This is a genomic window from Paenibacillus sinopodophylli (assembly GCF_005930355.1).
Taxonomy (GTDB): Bacteria; Bacillota; Bacilli; order Paenibacillales; family Paenibacillaceae; genus Pristimantibacillus; species Pristimantibacillus sinopodophylli.
This window is the reverse complement of record NZ_VDBO01000004.1, coordinates 276447-297040: the sequence shown is the minus strand read 5'-3', so window position 1 is coordinate 297040 and position 20594 is coordinate 276447. Positions and strand designations below refer to the sequence as shown.

General features: G+C 47.6%; 17 protein-coding genes. 12 read left to right on the top strand and 5 right to left on the bottom strand.

The window, feature by feature from the left end; genetic code table 11:
- Nucleotides 1-78 precede the first annotated feature (78 nt).
- Entirely contained in the window at nucleotides 79-1563 is a 1485-nt protein-coding gene (locus tag FGT79_RS18430; protein ID WP_138754285.1) for an amidase family protein, read from the top strand.
- Between the two features lie 87 nt (nucleotides 1564-1650).
- On the opposite strand, the gene FGT79_RS18425 is transcribed toward FGT79_RS18430, so the two are convergent.
- The 3 genes from FGT79_RS18425 to FGT79_RS18420 are packed head-to-tail and all read right to left on the bottom strand — an operon-like array spanning nucleotide 1651 to nucleotide 3409.
- Nucleotides 1651-2295 (bottom strand): metal-dependent hydrolase, encoded by a 645-nt coding sequence (locus tag FGT79_RS18425; protein ID WP_138754284.1) that lies wholly within the window; start codon nucleotides 2293-2295, stop codon nucleotides 1651-1653.
- 48 nt (nucleotides 2296-2343) lie between these two features.
- Nucleotides 2344-2505: a hypothetical protein gene (locus tag FGT79_RS31280; RefSeq protein WP_171056315.1), complete on the bottom strand. Its 162-nt coding sequence runs from the start codon at nucleotides 2503-2505 to the stop codon at nucleotides 2344-2346.
- Between the two features lie 16 nt (nucleotides 2506-2521).
- Nucleotides 2522-3409 (bottom strand): AraC family transcriptional regulator, encoded by an 888-nt coding sequence (locus FGT79_RS18420; protein WP_138754283.1) that lies wholly within the window; start codon nucleotides 3407-3409, stop codon nucleotides 2522-2524.
- A 174-nt stretch (nucleotides 3410-3583) separates the two neighbouring features.
- Between FGT79_RS18420 and FGT79_RS18415 the strand changes: the two genes are divergently transcribed.
- The 8 genes from FGT79_RS18415 to FGT79_RS18380 all read left to right on the top strand — a co-directional run bounded on the left by FGT79_RS18415 (nucleotide 3584) and on the right by FGT79_RS18380 (nucleotide 14491).
- Nucleotides 3584-6259 (top strand): glycoside hydrolase family 78 protein, encoded by a 2676-nt coding sequence (locus FGT79_RS18415; RefSeq protein WP_138754282.1) that lies wholly within the window; start codon nucleotides 3584-3586, stop codon nucleotides 6257-6259.
- Between the two features lie 82 nt (nucleotides 6260-6341).
- Nucleotides 6342-6707: an ArsR/SmtB family transcription factor gene (locus tag FGT79_RS18410; protein ID WP_138754281.1), complete on the top strand. Its 366-nt coding sequence runs from the start codon at nucleotides 6342-6344 to the stop codon at nucleotides 6705-6707.
- A 264-nt stretch (nucleotides 6708-6971) separates the two neighbouring features.
- Nucleotides 6972-7430 (top strand): hypothetical protein, encoded by a 459-nt coding sequence (locus FGT79_RS18405; protein WP_138754280.1) that lies wholly within the window; start codon nucleotides 6972-6974, stop codon nucleotides 7428-7430.
- 677 nt (nucleotides 7431-8107) lie between these two features.
- Nucleotides 8108-9124, top strand: coding sequence for a LacI family DNA-binding transcriptional regulator (locus tag FGT79_RS18400; protein WP_138754279.1), 1017 nt, complete (start codon nucleotides 8108-8110; stop codon nucleotides 9122-9124).
- A gap of 58 nt (nucleotides 9125-9182) precedes the next feature.
- Nucleotides 9183-9743 carry a glycerol-3-phosphate responsive antiterminator gene (locus FGT79_RS18395; protein WP_138754278.1) on the top strand — a complete coding sequence of 187 codons (561 nt, stop codon included), beginning with the start codon at nucleotides 9183-9185 and terminating at the stop codon, nucleotides 9741-9743.
- A gap of 32 nt (nucleotides 9744-9775) precedes the next feature.
- Nucleotides 9776-11266: a glycerol kinase GlpK gene (glpK, locus tag FGT79_RS18390; RefSeq protein ID WP_138754277.1), complete on the top strand. Its 1491-nt coding sequence runs from the start codon at nucleotides 9776-9778 to the stop codon at nucleotides 11264-11266.
- A 185-nt stretch (nucleotides 11267-11451) separates the two neighbouring features.
- Nucleotides 11452-13134, top strand: coding sequence for a glycerol-3-phosphate dehydrogenase/oxidase (locus tag FGT79_RS18385; protein ID WP_138754276.1), 1683 nt, complete (start codon nucleotides 11452-11454; stop codon nucleotides 13132-13134).
- Nucleotides 13135-13387: 253 nt separating this feature from the next.
- The gene (locus FGT79_RS18380) at nucleotides 13388-14491 is read left to right on the top strand and encodes a cation diffusion facilitator family transporter (protein ID WP_138754275.1); all 1104 of its coding nucleotides are present in this window, start codon (nucleotides 13388-13390) and stop codon (nucleotides 14489-14491) included.
- A gap of 88 nt (nucleotides 14492-14579) precedes the next feature.
- Here the strand turns inward: FGT79_RS18380 and FGT79_RS18375 are convergent, their stop codons facing one another.
- Nucleotides 14580-15701, bottom strand: coding sequence for an ABC transporter permease (locus tag FGT79_RS18375; protein ID WP_246096486.1), 1122 nt, complete (start codon nucleotides 15699-15701; stop codon nucleotides 14580-14582).
- Entirely contained in the window at nucleotides 15702-16631 is a 930-nt protein-coding gene (locus FGT79_RS18370) for an ABC transporter ATP-binding protein (RefSeq protein WP_138754274.1), read from the bottom strand.
- 353 nt (nucleotides 16632-16984) lie between these two features.
- Between FGT79_RS18370 and FGT79_RS18365 the strand changes: the two genes are divergently transcribed.
- From FGT79_RS18365 to FGT79_RS18355, 3 genes are all read left to right on the top strand, one after another.
- Complete coding sequence (locus FGT79_RS18365) at nucleotides 16985-17308, top strand: hypothetical protein (protein WP_138754273.1); 324 nt, start codon at nucleotides 16985-16987, stop codon at nucleotides 17306-17308.
- A gap of 478 nt (nucleotides 17309-17786) precedes the next feature.
- On the top strand, nucleotides 17787-18812 hold the full coding sequence (locus FGT79_RS18360; RefSeq protein ID WP_246096485.1) for an ABC transporter substrate-binding protein: 1026 nt from the start codon (nucleotides 17787-17789) through the stop codon (nucleotides 18810-18812).
- A 128-nt stretch (nucleotides 18813-18940) separates the two neighbouring features.
- Entirely contained in the window at nucleotides 18941-20554 is a 1614-nt protein-coding gene (locus FGT79_RS18355; protein WP_138754272.1) for an AraC family transcriptional regulator, read from the top strand.
- Nucleotides 20555-20594 lie beyond the last annotated feature (40 nt).

The following is a 20594-nucleotide window of genomic DNA, read 5'->3' as shown; positions in this document are numbered from 1 at the left end:
TTTATTACGGAGACAGCGTTGCAACAATTGGATAAGATTAGGAGGTTGGTGAAGTGTGAAGCGAGGCGGGGAATGACAATGAAGATAAATAAGCGGGAATGGATTATAGAAGCGAATATAACTCAAATGCAGCAGGCGATGGAAGAAGGCTGGATCAGCTCAGAAGAGCTGGTACTGTTATATATGGAACGGATCGAAAAGTATGATGCTGTTCTACGCTCCATATTGGAATTGAATCCAGATGCTGAACGGATTGCCAAGGAGCTGGATAGGGAGCGGGCTGTAAGAGGTGCTCGCGGGAAACTCCATGGCATTCCTATTCTGCTGAAGGACAATATAGACACACAGGATCTTATGCATACGAGCGCGGGCTCAATAGCTCTAGCCCATTCGTACGCAGCAGCGGATTCAGGCGTAGCTGCAAAGCTTAGAGCGGCGGGAGCCGTACTGCTCGGGAAGACGAATATGACGGAATGGGCAAACTTCATGTCTGGTTCCATGTGGGCCGGCTACAGCTCAAGAGGCGGATTGACGCTCAATCCTTATGGCCCTGGAGAGATGTTCGTAGGCGGCTCAAGCTCTGGATCGGGTGCGGCAATTGCTGCAAATCTTGGTGCGGCTGCGATCGGAACCGAAACCTCTGGTTCTATTATCAGCCCGGCCAGCCAGAATAGCTTGGTCGGAATAAAGCCAACGATTGGTCTAGTAAGCCGGTCAGGCATCATTCCGATCTCGAGCAGTCAGGATACGGCTGGCACTATGACGCGCACGGTAACGGATGCAGCTATTCTGCTAGGAGCGATCGTCGGCGCGGATGAGCGTGACGAGGTTACTTTAATCGGTGCAGAGCAAGGTCATAGCGATTATACGATTTTTTTGGACTCGGAATATGTGAAGCAAGCTAGAATTGGTATTCCTAGATTTTACTTCAAAGAGCTGGACGAAGCGAGATTGGAGGTTATTGAAGCGGCAATAAAGGTGCTGAAGGATGCTGGTGCTGTCATTATTGACCCTGTAGAGCTGTCGTGTGAGGCACTGGATTGGGAATGGGATGTCATGCGGTATGAGTTCAAAGCTGGTTTGAATGACTATTTGTCCGGGCTGGATGATTCGGTTCCCATCCATTCGCTTGCAGAGCTGATTGTTTATAATCAGGAGCACACGGAAGCAGCACTGAAATATGGCCAAGACACGTTGATCTGGTCGGAGCAGACGAGCGGAACGCTAACAGAGCCGGAATACGTGGATAGCCTGCAGCGGAATAAAGAGCTTGCTGGCAAGCAGGGGCTGGATCGAACGCTCAAGCAGTATCAGTTAGATGCGCTGCTCTTTCTAGGTAACGAGGGCGGCGATGATATAGCGGCAAGGGCCGGTTATCCCGTCATTACGGTGCCTGGTGGGTATGCTGAACAAGGGGTTACGGCGCCGGGCGGTTATACGACCAAAGGACCACAGGGCATTTCCTTCATCGGCGGTGCCTTTAGCGAGCCCGCTTTAATTAAGCTTGCCTATGGATATGAGCAGGCGACGATGCATCGTTCCAGTCCATCTGCATTTTGTTAGTTCAGCAAACAACAAATAGGCGCAAGCAGCAGGCAGTCTAGCCTGCATCGCTTGCGCCTATTTGTAATGCCTACTCGTTAAGAGGGCTTATAACCTGATTTTGAACGATTTCTTTGTGAGCGGGTACAGCCACTTAACACCGCTTGGCGTAAGGGTGTCTGCAATGAGATGGGAGGCATAACCGAGCATGGCTGTAATGGCAATACCGTCTATGTTCAGTTGATTCTCAAGTCCCCATCCGATGGCTCCCCAAATGGGTATAGCCCATATGGTATGCGTCATGCCGCGATGCTTGAGCCATGGCACCCAAGCAGAAAACAAGCCGAAGCCGATTAGCCAGTTCATCTGGTAATAATAGCCTGCGTACATAACGATGCAGCCTACTAAGGTTGCAAGGACGTTCCGTATGACGCCTTGCTTTGCAATCAAGCCGAGCAGGAACATCGCTGCGGCAACGCCGATGTAAACGGCTGATGGGGATTGATCCGTGAAAAAATAATAGCAAACGATTCCGGCTAGCAGAAAACCTGACCATAGAGTGAGCTCGCGTAAAAGCTTGGATAGTTTGCTGAGCTTAGTGCTTAGCATGCTGGGGCCGTCGAGATCCGCACATAAGGCAGAGAAGCCTGCTACGGCCATGTATAGAGCGGCGTGTTCCAGTGTAAAAGGATAATAAACGGAGGCGGCTGCGCCAACGGCAACTCCGATTGCAAGATGAGTCTTTCCTGTCATAAATCCTCCTGTGACTGACGATGATTGTGTACGGAATGTACGTGATATTTATAATTGTTCGCGGTTAACCTGCTCATTGCGTACCATCTGCTCGAGCTTCTCGACGAGTCGGTCATGTGAAGGATTTTTTTTGCCGAAACCAAATAGCCGTTTTCGGTTTTGTCGCTTGAGCAATTCGAGCAGATAAAGCTTTTCTTTCATCGTGAACATGCGGTTATATAACCTCCTATCTGCCTGGGCTGCCAGCTGTGGTCGATTCCTTGCGATAGACGCTTGGGGGCATGCCGGTGCATCTCTTGAACAGGGAGTTAAAGGAATGAATATCCTTATAGCCAACCATCTCGGCAATCGTATTGATTTTGAGCATGGAACCGCGCAGCAGCGCTTGGCTTTTTTGGACCCTTACATTCTGAAGATAGCGATGGAAGCTCTGCTTCGTATACTGCTGGAAAAGCCGTTGTAGATGCCGCTCGCTCCAGCCGCTTGCAGCTGCAAGCTTGGCGAGTGTAAGCTCTTGGCTGTAATGCTGATCAATGTCATTCAGTATCATGGTGAAAGCATGCTGCTTCGGAGCCGGCGCGGGACTACTCTCCTCCATGCAGCGTTGAAGGGTGATGAGTAATTGCAGCAATAAAAGGTGCAAGTAATCCGCTGAGCCCGTTCGGGGCAGCTCGAATTCACGATGCATGGCCAAGAACAGCTTTTCATATTGGTCATTTGAATCCATGCAGGAATAGTAGGAACATCTTCCGCCCTCCATATCAACGATGAACTGTACGCTGCGGTAATCGGAGGCGAATGCTGCAAGCTTATGCAAAAGCATCGGAGAGAAGACACAATTGAATACGCTCAAAGGGTTGTTTGTTTTGCTCGCTATTACCGGCCTGAATACGTGGGGAGTGCCAATGGGGATGAAAAAAACCTGCCCTTTGCGCACTTTATGCACTTGATCGCCGATATGGTGATAGCCGGAGCCTTCTGCGATATATGCGCATTCTAGAAAGTCATGGTCATGGTAGGGACTCATGATGCTCTCAGCAGCCCGGTTAATATAGAGCAGTTGATTGTTCTGGAAATAGTGCTCGCCGCGATACGTTTCTACGGGATGGTTCATTCTGAGAGCACTCCCTGTCCTATTAGATCTGCGGATTTCAAATTTGTCCGTAACACCCCATCATATTGTCCGTTTTGCATGCTATTACAGGATGGTCGTTTTTTATAATTATAGAGGAAAGCAGCCTTTCAAGGAAGGCGAACATACAAAAATGAGCTTGAGGAGGATTCAATTATGTTTGAAGTTACAGGACTGCGCGCCGAGTATCGACACAATCCGATTGGAATCGGTACAGTAAAACCACGGCTAAGCTGGAAGCTGCGATCCGATGAGCGAGGTGTTAGCCAATCGGCTTATGAAATTGAGCTTGCAGAGGATGCTGGATTTTCTCAAGTAAGCTGGCAATCCGGGCGAGTGGAGTCAGATCAATCGGTGCTCGTTGAGCTGGATGCCTTTCTAGCAGAGTCATGTAAACGCTACTACTATCATATTCGGGTATGGAACCATAGAGGAGAAGCATCTGCATGGTCGGATCCGGGCTATTGGGAAATGGGGCTGCTGAGCCCTGAGGAATGGTCAGCGGAGTGGATTGCCGCGCCGCTTGGGCTGCTGCCTGTAGAGGCAGAGGCATCTCCTCTGCTTAGGAAGTGCTTCGAGCTGTCAGGTACAATAAAGCAAGCGCGGCTTTATGCGACAGCACTTGGACTATATGAGCTGGAGCTAAACGGCCAGCGAGTAGGTGACAGCTATTTCACGCCGGGCTGGACGAGCTACAATCATACCATGCAGACGCAGACCTACGACGTTACGGAGATGCTTGCAGCAGGTGGCAATACGATCGGGGCGTGGCTCGGGAATGGATGGTACAAGGGACATTTGGGCTGGAGCGGGCAGCGCGGTCTGTACGGTGATCGCTTGGCGCTGCTTCTGGAGCTGCGGGTCCATTATATGGACGGCAGGGAAGAGCGAATCGTTACGGATCCGGGCTGGACGGCTGCAGTCGGACCGATACAGCTGTCAGACATTTATAATGGCGAACGCTACGACGCTCGCTTTGAGCGGGCAGGCTGGAGCACGGCTGAATACAGGGAAGACGGCGATGGCTGGCAGTCAGTTGATGTACTGCAGTACACCAAAGAAATACTTAAGCCGCAGGTGAACGAGCCCGTACAGAAGCAGGAGCATTTGAAGCCGATTGCGTTCATTACGACACCAAAGGGAGAACGCGTGCTCGACTTCGGTCAGAATATGGTTGGGTGGGTTCAGTTCGCAGTTACGGGGATAGCAGGAACAGAGGTTGAGCTGCTGCATGCTGAGGTGCTCGACCGCGAAGGCAACTTCTATACGGATAACTTACGCATGGCGAAGCAAAGCATCCGTTACGTGTTGAAAGGCGGAGAACGAGAGGAGTATGAGCCGCGATTTACGTTCCAAGGGTTTCGATATGTTCAGCTCATTGGATTTCCGGAGGAGCTGCGGCTGAGCGATTTCACGGGCGTAGTTCTCCACTCGAACATGGAAGAAACTGGTCAGTTCGAATGCTCAGAGCCACTCGTCAATCAGCTGCAGCATAATATCAAATGGGGATTGAAAGGGAACTTCCTCGATGTTCCAACGGACTGTCCGCAAAGGGATGAACGTCTAGGGTGGACGGGTGATGCGCAGATGTTTATCCCTACAGCAGCCTATCTAATGAACGTTGCGCCGTTTTTTACGAAGTGGCTGCGTGATTTGGCAGCGGACCAAAGTGAGGACGGAGGGGTTCCGTTCGTTGTTCCGCATGTTTTAAAGGAGGAGGAGCGTTCATCTGCAGCATGGGGAGATGCGGCTGTTATTTGTCCATGGTTCCTTTATATATGCTATGGCGACAAACGTATTCTCGCTGAGCAATTTGACAGCATGACGGCATGGGTCCATTATATTCGGCGTCAAGGCGAGAACGAGTTTTTGTGGAATACGGGCTTTCACTTCGGAGATTGGTTAGGCATTGATGCCAAATCCGGTGATTACGTCGGGGCAACGGACCGTGATTTTATTGCGACGGCCTTTTATGCATATTCCGTATCAATCGTCTGTAAAACAGCGGTCTTGCTGGATAAAAAGGAGGAAGCAGCTGAATATCAAGCGCTCTATGAGCAGATCGTTGCTGCTTTCCGCTCGGAATTCGTTACAGCAGCAGGCAGGCTGGCGGTTCCTACACAAACGGCGCAGGTGCTTGCTTTAATGTTCGGCTTGCTGGATGAGAAGGCGGAGCAGCGTGCGATTGCGAAGCTTGCCGAGCTGCTGGAGCAAAGTGAGTTCCACCTGACGACTGGATTTGTCGGAACGCCTTACTTGAACCATGTGCTTAGTACGTTTGGTCAGAACGAGGCTGCCTATAAGCTGCTGCTTCAGCAAACCTACCCATCATGGCTTTATCCGGTGACCAAAGGAGCAACTACGATTTGGGAGCATTGGGATGGTATCAAGGAGGATGGGAGCTTCTGGAGCAAAGATATGAATTCGTTCAACCACTATGCTTATGGTTCGATTGGCGATTGGATGTACAGAATTGTGGCAGGGATTCAAACGCTGGAGCAGACTCCCGGATACAAAAGGAGTGTAATTGCGCCGCAGCCTGGCGATGGACTCGATTGGGCGGAGGGCGTTCTGGAAACACAGTACGGTAAACTGCGTTCAAGATGGGACAGATCGGAGGACGGAGCTTATTCCTTGAACGTGACCATACCGGTCAATACGACTGCGCTTATTCGGCTGCCAGCCTCGCATAAGAAGGCGAAGGTTACCGAGAGTGGGTCGCCTCTTCATCAGTCTGTGGGCATAACGGCTATCTCGGATACAGAGTCAGGTATCATTATCGAAGCAGGCTCAGGAAGCTATCGCTTTGAATGGCGTAGCCAACGCGTATGAGCTAGTCGACCGAACGGGCTCACCCCGCCAACAAATTCATGTTATAATATGCTTTAGGACATATGGGGTTGGTGGGATGAGAATGGACAATCAGGTAACTGCGGCGTGCGATGATTCCTGCGCGGGCTCGGAAGCAAACATAGAGAATGTAAGAAGCAAATTGATACCGGAAACTACGGCAGGCGATCTAGCTGATTTGTTTAAGGCGCTTGGTGATCCAACGAGGGTGAAGATGATTCATGCTCTTGTGCAATCTGAGCTATGCGTGCATGATCTGACCCAGGTGCTCGGAATGGGGCAATCGGCCGTTTCGCATCAACTGCGGCTGCTTCGAAACATGCGTATCGTCAAGCGGAGAAAGGTCGGCAAGACGGTCTTTTATTCGCTCGATGATGATCATGTGGAACAAATCTTTTTGCTGACGCTTCAGCATTTGAAGCATGAATAAACAGCTTGAAGGAAGACTGCAAAGCCGGGTTGTTGTCCTGCTTGGCAGTCTTTTTCGTATGGGGGTAAGCATTTGATCCAAGGTATGAGAGGTTCATCACTGGGGATACGTATGAGGGGGAGCTTCGTAATTCGCAGGCGTTGAATCTTTATTCGTATGTGGAGTAATAATTTTTGACTGTAGGCTCAATGACTAGGACGGTAACTGGTCAGTAGGTAATATATCAGGCTCTTCTAATGTTTCGAGAAGTGGTGGGAGAAAGTAATGAATAGAAAAAAAATTATAATAACAACTTTATTATTGATCACTGTTGTAAGTACTGTTGTTATTGGTTATTTTACTTTCAATATAGATTCTGGTTCTGAAAGTCAAAATAAGACTGAGATACAACCTGTAATTGATAGATTCCCACGTTTAGAGAAAATAGAAAAGGTTTACTGGCAGGCTGAAGTAATAGGCGATCAAAATTTTGATCCAAGCTCATACTGGATGAAAGGGTATATTTATTTAGACAAGGTAATTATGGAAAGTATTGAAAATTCATACAATTGGCAAGATCTCAATAACTTAAAACCGTCTTTTCATTTGGATATTGAACAAGAGCAAGAATCCCAATGGTTATTTAGTGAAGATTTTAATAGTTACATCAAGCCTTCGAATTTTGTGGGAAATTTTTATTTAGATGTAAATAATGAAAGGTTTTACTTTGAAGTTGAAGAATAAGCTCGAGAAATATCATCACAACTGTTAAAGATTACAATGTTGATTACTAATTGTTTTTGGTTTTTTTTTTTTGTATAAAAATATATACTTAATTACTACTCACGTGTTGATACGTCAGAGATATAATGTAATAAGACGTAAATCTTAAAGCTGTACAAGAGAACGTATAAGAAATTAGCATAGAAGTTGGGGATTACATCATCTAGGGTTGCGGACTGGCTGCAAAGCTTAGGTTCATACCAATAGCCAAACCAGAAGATATTCAATTTTGAAGCAGAATGTTTTAAAAAGAGTTAACGAAAAGGAGTAATATGGAATCTAATCAGTGGAAGAAAATAAAAATGGATTGTAGCCGCATGCGAGTGTAACAACTCCATGTGTTTTTTTATTCAATCTCATACACATGGCCAATCTGCCCATTTTAGGCAGCGAAGTTGAGCAACATAGTAAAAAAGAATAAATTTCTATTTATTTTTACTAAAAATAAAGTATAATTTTACTTGCGGCCAGATGACATGCATGAATCTTGCATTGAGAAACAATAGATGAATACAATTCATACAGGATAGGTATCGCTGCCTCATTGTGCCAGCCAAACACCATTGTTCTATTGTAAACGCGCACATAATCTGGCATATTGGATGTAACGAGAGTGTACAGCGGGAAGGAACGGGAGTATGGCTACGATTAAAGATATTGCACAGAAAGCAAAGGTATCAATTGCAACGGTGTCAAGGGTGCTTAATTATGATCCTGGCATCTCGGTAGCGGACGAGACGCGTAAGCGTATATTTGAAGCAGCACAGCAGTTGAACTATAAGACACTGCGGCAGCGCAACGGCGTAGCCGTCAAAGAGCGTTACCGAGTGGGACTGGTGAACTGGTATTCGGATCAGCAGGAAATGCTTGATCCATACTATATGGCGATAAGGCTTGGCATTGAGCGGGAATGCTTCCAGCGTCAGATGGACTTGGTTAAGCTGTTTATGCATGGGCAGCCTGATGGGAAAGAGTGGACTGGCGAAGCCTTTGACGGCATTATTGCGATCGGACGATTCGAGAAAGAGGACTTGGTTCGATTCCCAAGCAATATGGACAACATTATTTTTGTTGATTCATCGCCGGACGACAACCGCTTCGATTCGGTCGTTATTGATTTGCGCAAGTCAGTGACGGAGGTGCTTGATTACCTCATCGGACTTGGTCATACATCGATTGGCTATATAGGTGGGCATAACATCGTCAACGATAAGAGGGTACGCGACGAGCGTGAGTGTGTGTTTATGGAGAAATTGTCCGCACAAGGAATGTTCGATAAGCAGCTGATCTTTACTGGCGAGAATTTATATTCGGAGGACGGGTACAGGCTGATGAAACAAGCGATTTCGGAAGAAAAGCTGCCGACAGCTTTTTTTATCGAAAATGATTCGATGGCCGTTGGCGCGCTCCGTGCGCTGCATGAAGCAAACCTCAAAGTGCCCGAGGATATTTCAATCGTAGGCTATAACGATATAGCCATTTCTGCGTTTTTACAGCCGCCGTTAACAACGGTAAAAGTGCATATGGAGCATATGGGCGAGACAGCGGTTGAGCTTTTGACAGATCGGCTTGCTGCGAAGCGTGAGATTGCCAAAAAAATTGTTCTGCCGACATGCATACAAGTGCGCGAGAGCAGCGGTCAATTGATGCAGTAATGATATATGGCTAGGCATTTACGAAGCTGAGGCTTCATAAAAACGGAGGTGTCAAGCGTTGTCATTACTGCTGAATGGGCAAAATGTACTTCCGGCTGTTCATAAGCTGAAGGATGTGGAGGCAGTTCTTGCCTCCCCTTTTTCATATATGGTTCTGCTTGGCGGACATCTGGGACAATTGAAAAACATTGTTGAGCTGGCTCGCCAGCATGGTAAAAACGTGCTGCTGCATGCGGATCTGATTGACGGGTTGAAAAACGATGAGTATGCGGCAGAGTTTCTATGTCAGTCGATACGCCCTGCAGGCATTATTTCGACACGCTCCAGTGTCATTGGCCGGACGAAGCAGAATGGGCTGATCGCGATTCAGCGGCTGTTTCTCATCGATTCGGATGCGCTGGAGCGAAGCTACACGGTGCTGGACAAGAACCGTCCCGATTTTATTGAAGTATTGCCGGGTGTTATTCCCGATATTATAACCGAGGTTAAGGAGCGGAGCGGCATTCCGATTATTGCGGGAGGCTTGATTCGAACGGACGAGCATGTCAAGCAAGCGCTGGAGGCTGGTGCTTCAGCAATAACGACATCGCGCAAGGAGCTATGGAGGACCTCGAAGTAAAGCGGATTGGAAAAGGTGAAGGAGGACTAAGAATGGAAACCTACATGCTGTCGCTCGATCAGGGGACGACAAGTACAAGGGCGCTTCTCATAGATCGCCAAGGAGTCATCGTCAATATGGCACGCGAGGAGCTTCCCTTGGAATACCCGCATGCCGGATGGGTCGAGGCGGATGCTATTTATATTTGGGAATCAACCAAGCGAGTCATCGCTGGAGTGCTGGAGAAAACGGGCGTATCCGCTAGCCAGGTTGCAGGAATCGGCATTACGAATCAACGGGAAACGACGGTTGTGTGGGATAAAGCTACGGGCCAGCCGATCTATAACGCGATTGTATGGCAATCCCGCCAAACGGCAGGTATCAGCGATAGACTGAAGCAAGAGGGATACGGGCAAACTTTTCATGACAAAACGGGCTTGCTGATTGACGCTTATTTCTCGGGAACGAAGGTTCACTGGCTGCTGGATCAGGTGGAAGGCGCACGTGAGCGCGCTGAGAAGGGAGAGCTTCTCTTCGGCACAATCGACACATGGCTCATTTGGAATCTGACAGGCGGGGCCGTTCATGTTACGGACGTGTCCAATGCAGCGAGAACGCTGATGTTCAATATTCATGAGCGTTGCTGGGACGAGGAATTACTGCGTATTCTGCACATTCCGAAGGCGATGCTGCCGGAAGTACGCTCTTCCTCAGAGGTGTATGGTCATATGGAAGAGAAGCTGTTCGGCTGCTGCATTCCAGTAGCTGGCGCGGCTGGCGACCAACAGGCCGCGTTGTTTGGTCAGAACGCCTATGAAGAAGGAAGCACCAAAAACACGTATGGCACAGGATGCTTTATGCTGATGAATACAGGCACGAAAGCGATTGTCTCCGATAAGGGTCTACTAACGACGATTGCTTGGGAGGTCGATGGCAAGCTTGAATACGCACTTGAAGGCAGCGTCTTTGTTGCTGGTGCAGCGATTCAGTGGCTGCGTGACGGTCTTGAGTTAATCGAATCAGCAACAGAGACCGAATTTATTGCTGAGCAGGTTGAATCGACGGATGGCGTGTATGTCGTTCCTGCTTTTGTTGGGCTTGGAACGCCTTATTGGAACAGCGATGTGAGAGGAGCTGTATTCGGCTTAACTCGCGGAACGACGAAACATCATTTCGTGAGAGCTGTGCTCGAATCTTTGGCTTATCAGACCAAAGATGTTCTCTCCGTTATGGAGGAGGAGTCAGGCCTCCCGCTTAAGTCACTGTCTGTGGACGGGGGTGCGGTGAACAATAATTTGCTTATGCAATTCCAAAGCGACCTGCTCTCCGTTCCAGTTGAGCGTCCGCTTATCAATGAGTCGACGGCACTTGGTGCTGCTTACTTGGCCGGTCTTGCTGTTGGCTTCTGGTCCAGCCGCGAGGAGTTATCGACACTACGTCAGGTCGATCGCGTATTCGTTCCAGAGATGGAAGAGGAGCGGCGCGAATCATTATACAATGGCTGGCATCGAGCTGTAAAAGCTGCGATGGCGTTCACATCGTAATTATGCTATACTGAAGCCAAGTTAATAACGGTTGGAGATCAGGAGAAACCACGAAGACCGCTTCCGCACCCCTTTTGGGGCAGGGAAGCGGTTTGAGTGGTTTTTTTGCTTGCATTCCTTTTTACAGGAGTAACTGACGACGTATCGCAGAACAATAGAACCATAAGATATAGGAGGAGTTAAGTATGAAAAGCAATGAGGGTCAGGGAAGTTTCGCTGCACGAAATCGGGCGCAAGTATTGAAGCAGATGGAGCAGTCGCAACTAGATGTTCTCGTTATTGGTGGAGGAATTACAGGTGCTGGTATCGCGCTAGATGCCGCTTCACGCGGGATGAAGGTTGCACTCGTGGAGATGCAGGATTATGCTGCCGGAACATCGAGCCGTTCGACGAAGCTTGTGCACGGTGGTCTGCGTTATTTGAAGCAGCTTGAAATCGGCGTCGTGGCTGAAGTGGGCAAGGAACGGGCGATCGTATATGAGAACGGTCCACATGTCACCACACCGGAATGGATGCTGCTGCCTCTCTATAAGGGAGGAACGTTCGGCAAATTCTCGACCTCGATCGGCTTGCGCGTCTACGACTTTTTGGCAGGCGTCAAGAGGAAAGAGCGTCGTGTGATGCTAAGTGCTGCCGATACGCTATCGAAAGAACCGCTTCTTAAGCGTGATGGTATAAAGGGTGGCGGTTATTATGTGGAATACCGTACAGATGATGCGCGCCTAACAATTGAAGTAATGAAAAAAGCGATTGAAAAAGGCGCCTTGGCTGTCAATTATGCAAAAGTAGAAACACTCAGCTATGGAAAAGACGGAAAAGTAGCAGGCGCGGTGGTTAAAGATAACATAAGTGGCGCACAATATGAGCTAAAAGCGACAAAAATCATTAATGCAACTGGTCCATGGGTAGATGATATTCGTGAGATGGATGGCTCCAAAAAGGGTAAAACGCTTCGCTTAACCAAGGGTGTGCATTTGGTGTTCGACCAGAGTAGATTTCCGCTTCGTCAAGCGGTTTACTTCGATACGCCGGATGGTCGGATGGTATTCGCGATTCCTCGTGCAGGCAAGGCGTACTTCGGAACAACGGATACCAATTATACGGGCAACACGGTCAGTCCGGTGATGACGCTGGAGGATCGCACTTACTTGCTTAATGCGGTCAACTTCATGTTCCCGGAGCTGAAGCTTATGGAGGCTGATGTAGAATCAAGCTGGGCAGGACTTCGTCCACTAATCCAGCAGGAAGGGAAATCACCTTCTGAAATTTCACGCCGTGATGAAATCTTCATATCGGATTCCGGCTTGATATCCATGGCAGGCGGCAAGCTGACAGGCTATCGTAAGATGGCGGAGACGGTGGTTGACAAGGTTGTTGAGCTGCTAGGACAGGAAGGCGGGAAGCAGTTCGCCAAAAGCAATACAAAAAACATTCCGATGTCCGGCGGTGACCTTGGCGGTTCGCAAAATTTCGCAGCTTTCGTGAATAGGAAGACTGCAGAGGGGGCGGGGCATGGCTTCTCCAAAGAAGAATCTAAGTTCCTGGCTGAACGTTATGGCTCCAATGTGGACGAACTGTTCGGGCTAGCATCAAGTACAATTGAATGGGCAGCATCCTTCAATCTGCCGCTAGTTTTAGCCGTACAGCTTCGCTATTCCATGGAATCGGAGATGACAGTGAAGCCGGTAGACTTCTTCATTCGCCGTACTGGTGATTTGTTCTTCCGGATTGGCTACGTCAAAGAGTGGAAGCAAGCGGTTCTTGCGGCGATGGCAAATCAGTTTGACTGGAGCGAGGAGCAGCGAGCTGCTTATACGGAAGAGCTGGCACAAAAACTTGTGGAGGCCGTCGAGCCGCTGCGCAGCTAGTATCTATCAATAATTGAATTCTTTACCCATCCATGTTCAAATAAGTAGTAGAGGCGCAGAGATGCGTCTCTATTTGCATTTAATGGGCAGCTAGCTAAACCGAATACGAAAAGGGTTGCAACAAATGCCAATTACACATATAATACATATGAGCATATGTTCATATGTTATTTCGAGTGACGATCGTGCTAATGAAATGTACAGCTTAGAAGCAGACTAATAAAGTCTGGCTTACAGGATTGGGGAGAATGATATGAGCAAGTCTTCTGATGACGAGCTAGAAAAAAAGGCAGGAACAGCTACTAACAAGCATGAGAAGGATCTGCACACGCATGATCACAAGAATGGCTCCTGCAGTCATTCCCATGATGAGCATGACCATCATGAAGTCAAGAATAGAAAGCACAGCCATGCTGGACATTCACATGGTGGGCATCACCACGGTCACCACCATGGACATTCTCATGGCCATCACGGTCATTCGCATGCGCCGAATAACAAGGCGGGATTGCTGATTGCATTAATTATTACCGCTGGTATTATGGTGCTTGAATTTGTAGGCGGCCTTGTAACGAACTCGCTCGCGTTATTATCGGATTCCGGGCATATGCTAAGTGATACAGCGGCACTGGCACTAAGCTTGGCGGCGATGTGGTTTGCGGTACGGCCGCGATCATCGAGCCGTACTTACGGATTCCATCGTTTTGAGATACTGGCGGCGCTGCTGAACGGTGTTACGCTGTTTGTGATTGCGGCCTTTATTGTTGTCGAGGCGATCAAACGATTCGGAGATCCACCGTCTGTAGCCAGCGGCACGATGATGATCATTGCGGGTATAGGTTTGCTAGCAAACCTAGCCAGCGCTTGGTTCCTTATGCGCAAGGCGGATGTAAAGGACAATTTGAATGTGCGAAGCGCTTATCTGCATGTAATCGGAGATGCGATCGGCTCTGTAGGAGCGATTATTGCCGGCATTTTAATGTCGCTATTCTCATGGTATATTGCAGACCCTATTATTAGTGTCGTTGTAGCGCTGCTCATTCTGAAAAGCGCATGGGGCATCATTAAATCAACCGTCCACATACTTATGGAAGGAACGCCTGCCAATGTGGATGCAGAACAGGTCGAGGAGATGCTTCGCCAGATTCCAGGTGTTACCGATGTGCATGACCTGCATATATGGACGATTACCTCAGGTCTGGATTCATTAAGCTGCCACCTCAAGGTGGAGGATTCCGTTGATTCCCAGAAGGTGCTGCAGCAAGCCATAAGTCAAATTGCGGTGGAATTCCAAATTGAGCATGCTACGATTCAAATCGAGAAATCTGAGCTAAAGCATTCCGAATGCAAGGTATAGTTGTAACGGATATGAAGCAAAAACAGCAGACCCTACATGCTTAGGCTAAATAAGCATGTAGGGTCTGCTGTTTTTGGTCTGTCTTCCTTTACTTTGTGTCCGAAACGGACTTTACCTTGTACACCTGTGAGCCGACTAGGAAGGAAACGACACCCCAAAGCAGCATAATACTGATGCCAGCCCAGAAAGTGCTTGACGCGATGCCCGAATTGTAAATAAGGCCATCACGCATGCCTTCAACGAAATAAGTTAGCGGAAGCATCTGCGTAACCGGCTGCAGCCAAGCGGGCAGTGATTCGAGCGGGAAGAAAACGCCGCTTAGGAACATCATTAGCATGCTTGCAATGTTTGCCATCCCCATGTAGGCTTCAATCGAATTGCTGAAGGAGGAGAACAGGTAGCCCATCGCATTAAATACTAAACCGCCTGCAAGGAAAGCAATGATCAGGCTGAATATATTAATGTGAAGATTTGCGCCAAACCCGAATACGCCAATTAACGTTAAAATGATGATTTGTATGATACCCAGAAGAAGCTTTACTAATACACCGGCAAGACCGTATAGTCCCATTCGGGCAGGCGTCATGCGAAGCCGTTTCATCAAGCCGTTCCGACGCATTTCAACAAGGCCTACCATGCCGAATAGTCCGCCCTGTGCCACAGATAATCCAATCATACCGGTTAAGAGGAAATCTGCGTAGTTTAAATCGTCTGCACCTGACGAAATCGCTGTTCTAGTCATGCTGAACGTAGGCGCCACGCCAGCAATCGTCCAGTTCGTTTGCTGAATGAAATGATCCAATAGACCAGTGATCGCTTGGGTGGCTGCTCCTTGCTCATCCGCCTTGTTGACTACAAGCTGGATTGTCGCCGCGTCTTCGGACTCAGGAAGGATAATGAGTGCAGCTACGTCTTGCTGCTCGACAAGCTTTTGGCCTGCCTCAAGCGTTATGGGCTGCTCTTGTTCCAACTCAAGCATCGGGATTTGCCGCAGCTGCTCGAGGAGCATGGCGGAGGACACGTTCGGCTTGGAATCGACAATCGCCACTTTGGCCTTGAAGCTTTCGCTGGAGCCGCCTCCGAAGATAACCATGAACAACACCATTAAAATAACAGGGAAGAAGATATTCCAGAACCATACCTGCTTCTCGCGCAGCATCATTTTGATCTGAGCGGAAAACATTCGGGCAAATTGTTTAGTACCGTTCATCTAGTCCCTCCACTCCTTTCCTGTAAAGGTGATAAATACATCCTCTAGGCTCATCTCGCGAATGGAAATTTGCTCAAGACGGAATCCGCGATCCTTCGTAAAGCCGAATAACTCGTACAATGTCTCTTCAGGCCGCGTCGTCCATAGCTGGAGCGAGCCTTCCTCGCGGCTCGTACGTACAACCGCAGGATGGAGCTGAGCCACCTTCTCCGTTTCTATTGCCGCCTTTGAGCCATCGAGAAAGGTGAGGCGAACCTCGCGTTCCTGCGTGAGGCGGTCGATAAGCGCGGCTGGAGTATCGAGCGTAACGATCTTGCCTTGATCGACGATACAGACACGGTCGCTCAGCTTCTCGGCTTCCTCCATGTAGTGGGTAGTGAGAATGATCGTCTTACCTAATGTCTTCAGCTTTAAAATAATGTCCCAAATATTGCGCCGTGCCTGCGGATCAAGCCCAGTGGTTGGTTCATCCAAAAAAATAATAATCGGATCATTAATCATCGCAAGTCCAATTGCAAGCCGCTGCTTCTGTCCGCCAGAGAGCTTGCGAACCTGCTTGCTTCGTTGATCCTTCAGGCTGATCATATCCAATATCTCTGACGCAGGTTTTGATTTTGGATAAAAGGTTGCAAACAACTCCAAGTTTTCTTCAACCGTCAATAGGTCGAACAATGCGCTCGATTGAGGCTGAACACCGATGATCTTTTTAATTTTGTCGCTGTGGCGAGCCCAATTGAGCTCACCGAACTCGATCTGCCCGCTATCTGGTACCTGCAATCCTTCAATCATTTCTAGAGTCGTTGTCTTGCCAGCACCGTTAGGCCCGATGATCGTGAACACCTCGCCGGCCTCGACGGTGAAGCTGATGTCAGCAACCGCACTGACCGCACCAAAACTTTTCTGCAAATGACGCACCTCTAAAACAGGCATGATTTGACCTCCTAAAGTTTTGTGAAGCAAAACTCGCTTCGAAAGCATACGCTTAAAGTTTTGTGAAGCAAAACTCGCTTCGAAAGCATACGCCTAAAGTTTTGTGAAGCAAAACTCGCTTCGAATAGCGCGATCGTTTATCCGTTTTGTTGTGTGGTTATCGTCAGTTTAACCGTATCAAGTGTATGAGAGTAGAGACCAGAGCATGCTTTTAAGCTCCGTCTAGAGGTGGAGACCAGGCGAGGACATTGTATAAAACAATAAAGTGTAATTAATCAGATGTAAAAAGAGTAACATTTTTCCAACTAATGGCGTTTGAATAATGTAGGTTTTAACGAGGGAGGTGCCTTACGGTGATTAAAAATATTATTTTTGTACTTTCCATTCATGTGATGGCATGGATGCTCATTCCAGTTGCTATGTTAGCGGAGCCTTTTAGCTGGTTCTTAAACCCGATTGTAAACAATACGCCCGCGTTTGTTACAGTTTCCAGATGGCTAGCTCAATCTCTGCTTATTACGAATATTATTGGTTTTTGCATGTATAAGTTGCGGTTTAATCCACGTTTATCGATTAAGGATTGGCGTGTTGCCGCTATTCTCCTTGTTGCTTCACTTACTCATCTTACGGTCGTAAGCGTCGTTATTTTTTTGCTGGTCGGATACGAGGGTTTATAGAGAACGTCCATTTAATATAACGGAGGTAAATGATGCGAGTGATGATTAAAGTGACATATCTGTTAAGCTTTTTTGGGCTGGTTTTATCTATTTTTATAACGGTCTTAGGGGTAACTTGTGCTTTGCTTGCTATGTTAACAGGTTTGCTAAGTGTGATCATATCGGGCGGGAAAAAGGCGTGGATATCCTTTTTCTGTTCGATCTCTACATTTGCTGCTATTTTGACTATGCTTTATTTCCTGCTTAAAACGTTCACGGTGTTGGAGTAGGCGGATCTGATAATCAATCGGAGTTTCACTCTATAAGCGTAACCCGTTCGGAAGTGACATATAATCACGCGTTTGGATAAAAGAATAACCAATGAATGGACATTGTATCATCGGTACAGGGTGATATAATAAGTAACGAACGAGATGATAATGATAATCATTACTGTTATATTTCGTTACTTTAACGATTACATAGGAGTGTGCAGAAAATGGAAAGACTCGTAAGATCACGTAAAACCATACTGAAGGGGATGACTACTCTTCTAATTGCTATGACAGCGCTCGTTGGATGCGGTAATGCAGAAGAGGAGCAGCCGGCAGCAGAACCAACGAATCAAGTGGATACAGTAAGTACGGAAACAGACTCAAAAAGCGAACAGCCTGACACGAATGAAACACGAATCGTTACGGATCATTTTGGTGAGGTAGAAATCCCAGTCAAGCCGAAACGTGTAGCAGCTATCTATCTTGAAGACTATCTCGTGGCACTAGGCGTGGAGCCAGTCGTGCAGTGGTATCACCCGGCCTGGGGCAAACAGGATTACTTAAATCTAAGTGCTCCTCAATTCGATATTACAGGTGACATTGAAGCGCTGCTTGCAGCAGAACCGGATCTCATCATTTCGGATGGATTTGCGGATGCAACCGTATATGAGAAATATTCTAAGGTTGCTCCAACGTATCGCTTAACGGATGATATCCAAAATGGCAGCTCTACGGAAATCCTCCGTAAAATTGCAGATCTTATCGGCGAGCCGGAGAAGGCAGAGCAATTTCTAAAAGACTACGATGCCAAAATTGCAGATATGAAAACCAAGCTGCAAGCAAAGATCGGGAATGAAACGGTTGCCGTTCTAAGACTTAATATTGGTGAGAATGATATAAATTTACTAGGGATCAAGAACAGATTTGTGGGTTCCATTTTGTATCAGGAACTGGGATTGAGTGCGCCGCCGCTGGTTGCCAATATGGAAAAGTTTATTGATAGCCTTTCTATGGAGGTACTGCCGGAGCTTGGAGCAGATCACATCATTATTCTGACTTCGAACGGTACGTGGTCATCTGCCGAAAATAAAGAAGCCATTGATAGTTTGATGAACAATCCAATCTGGAAAAATGTCCCTGCCGTTAAGAATGGCCATGTCTATCAAGTGGATCGTACCTACTGGCAAACTGGCGCGATTTCGGCCAATCTGCTCAAGCTGAAGGACTTGGAGAAGTATCTGCTGCAATAAATGAGATAGGTCTCAATATTTAACTCCGAGAGGGAGTATTTCAACTTTAAGTTGAAGTGCTCTCTCTCTTTTCGTTATAATAGTTAAATGATAATAATTCTCATTATTTAAAGAGGACGGATTAAGCTATGAATGTAGAAGGATCAGAGAAGGCGATCTCGCCGAGCCTGTTTTATCGATTATGCTGGATGAACTGTATGACTTTTGCCCCCATGCAGCAGCATAATGCATGGAAGAACGAAAACTATCAAATGATCGTGATCCTATCCGGCAAGGGAAGACTTCTCCTTGGCAAATCGGGCTATCCGCTGGAACGCGGCAAATGCTTTATCGTCGAGCCAGGAAAATCGATCGAATGTGAAGCTGGCGAGCAGGGACTTGAATGGTATATTTTGACGTTTGAAGTGCATCATATTGGGAAATTAAGATCACCTGCTGCGGAATCGCAGACCCTTCCTGTGTTTCCATGCGTAGGGGAGGTTGAATGTGGTCCATTCTCTAATTGGCTGGATTGGGTTGAAGGGCTTTACAGTCATCATCAATCGGAAACGAACGACGAGCTAAGCTTGTTTGATCAGCATATCCGGTTTCAAGAGCTGCTACGTCATATATTCAAACATAACCTTCCCGATTCTATGGTTGTAAACAGCCGTCAATCCGTGGAAGATACGATTGAGCAACTGAACCGTAATTACGGAGATTTGTGGACAGTGGATCGGATGGCAGCAACCGCCAACCTTGGACGTTGGCAGTACACGCGTTTATTCAAAGAAATAACAGGTCAAGTGCCGCTGCAGTACTTGTCAGATATCCGAATCAATCAGGCTAAGCATCTGCTGCAAGCAACAGATGATCGAATGTTCGATATCGCCCAGAATATCGGATTTGGCAATGAATTTTATTTCAATCGCCGCTTCAAGCAGACAGTGGGGCTCTCACCAGGACAATATCGTCGTCATTATCGTGAGGATATTCGTGTATTTGCCCCGTTTTTAGAGGATTTTCTCTTGGCGCTCGGCGTAATGCCAGCATTGCAGGTTTCGTATTCTAAGTGGGGGACGCAATCCTATTTGGGACTCGATCATATTCCTGCTGTAGAGCTTACCACTGAGATTCAAACTCCTTTGGCTTGTAAGCTGGATTTTGTTATGGTGGAGTACGGATTCCCTGAGAAGTGGAACTCTGATCTCTTTGAGAAGAAGGTACCGCATTACAGAATGCCCGATCTTGGCGAGAGCTGGCAGGAGACGCTCCGAACGGTGGCAGATTTACTTGGAATAGGCAAGAGCACAAAGGTAGTGGATGTCATCGATCATTATGAACGAAAAGCTGATTTAGCTCGCAAGAAGCTTTATACGATTCGACATCAGACGGTTGCGTTTTTGCGGATAAGTGCGGAGGCTATTATTTTGTATGCAGGTCCAGATAAAGGCTATACGGGTCCCATTCTATATAAAGATCTGGGATTGACGCCGCATCCACTCGTAGAGCAAGTGACGAACGGTGCCAGAAGAGCGGAGCTTTCTTTAGAACTGCTTGCACAATTGGATGCTGATCACTTATTCGTGACCTTCGAAGTGTCGGAGGAAGCGAAGGAAGAGCTGTGTGCGACGTCTGTCTGGAAGTCTCTGCCTGCGGTTGTTCATAACCGGGTTTATGAGGTGGATTATCTCAGTTGGATGAATTATGGTATCCTCTCCCACGGTAAGAAGATTGACGATGTGCTTCGTGTGCTTGCTTAATGGTGAGGATGAGGCAGGTAATACAGAAAGAGAGAAGGCG

Coding starts and splice junctions, on each gene's coding strand:
- FGT79_RS18430 (WP_138754285.1), top strand. CDS start 79: ATGAAGATAAATAAGCGGGAATGGATTATAGAAGCGAATATAACTCAA.
- FGT79_RS18425 (WP_138754284.1), bottom strand. CDS start 2,295: ATGACAGGAAAGACTCATCTTGCAATCGGAGTTGCCGTTGGCGCAGCC.
- FGT79_RS31280 (WP_171056315.1), bottom strand. CDS start 2,505: ATGTTCACGATGAAAGAAAAGCTTTATCTGCTCGAATTGCTCAAGCGA.
- FGT79_RS18420 (WP_138754283.1), bottom strand. CDS start 3,409: ATGAACCATCCCGTAGAAACGTATCGCGGCGAGCACTATTTCCAGAAC.
- FGT79_RS18415 (WP_138754282.1), top strand. CDS start 3,584: ATGTTTGAAGTTACAGGACTGCGCGCCGAGTATCGACACAATCCGATT.
- FGT79_RS18410 (WP_138754281.1), top strand. CDS start 6,342: ATGGACAATCAGGTAACTGCGGCGTGCGATGATTCCTGCGCGGGCTCG.
- FGT79_RS18405 (WP_138754280.1), top strand. CDS start 6,972: ATGAATAGAAAAAAAATTATAATAACAACTTTATTATTGATCACTGTT.
- FGT79_RS18400 (WP_138754279.1), top strand. CDS start 8,108: ATGGCTACGATTAAAGATATTGCACAGAAAGCAAAGGTATCAATTGCA.
- glpK (WP_138754277.1), top strand. CDS start 9,776: ATGGAAACCTACATGCTGTCGCTCGATCAGGGGACGACAAGTACAAGG.
- FGT79_RS18385 (WP_138754276.1), top strand. CDS start 11,452: ATGAAAAGCAATGAGGGTCAGGGAAGTTTCGCTGCACGAAATCGGGCG.
- FGT79_RS18380 (WP_138754275.1), top strand. CDS start 13,388: ATGAGCAAGTCTTCTGATGACGAGCTAGAAAAAAAGGCAGGAACAGCT.
- FGT79_RS18375 (WP_246096486.1), bottom strand. CDS start 15,701: ATGAACGGTACTAAACAATTTGCCCGAATGTTTTCCGCTCAGATCAAA.
- FGT79_RS18370 (WP_138754274.1), bottom strand. CDS start 16,631: ATGCCTGTTTTAGAGGTGCGTCATTTGCAGAAAAGTTTTGGTGCGGTC.
- FGT79_RS18360 (WP_246096485.1), top strand. CDS start 17,787: ATGGAAAGACTCGTAAGATCACGTAAAACCATACTGAAGGGGATGACT.
- FGT79_RS18355 (WP_138754272.1), top strand. CDS start 18,941: ATGAATGTAGAAGGATCAGAGAAGGCGATCTCGCCGAGCCTGTTTTAT.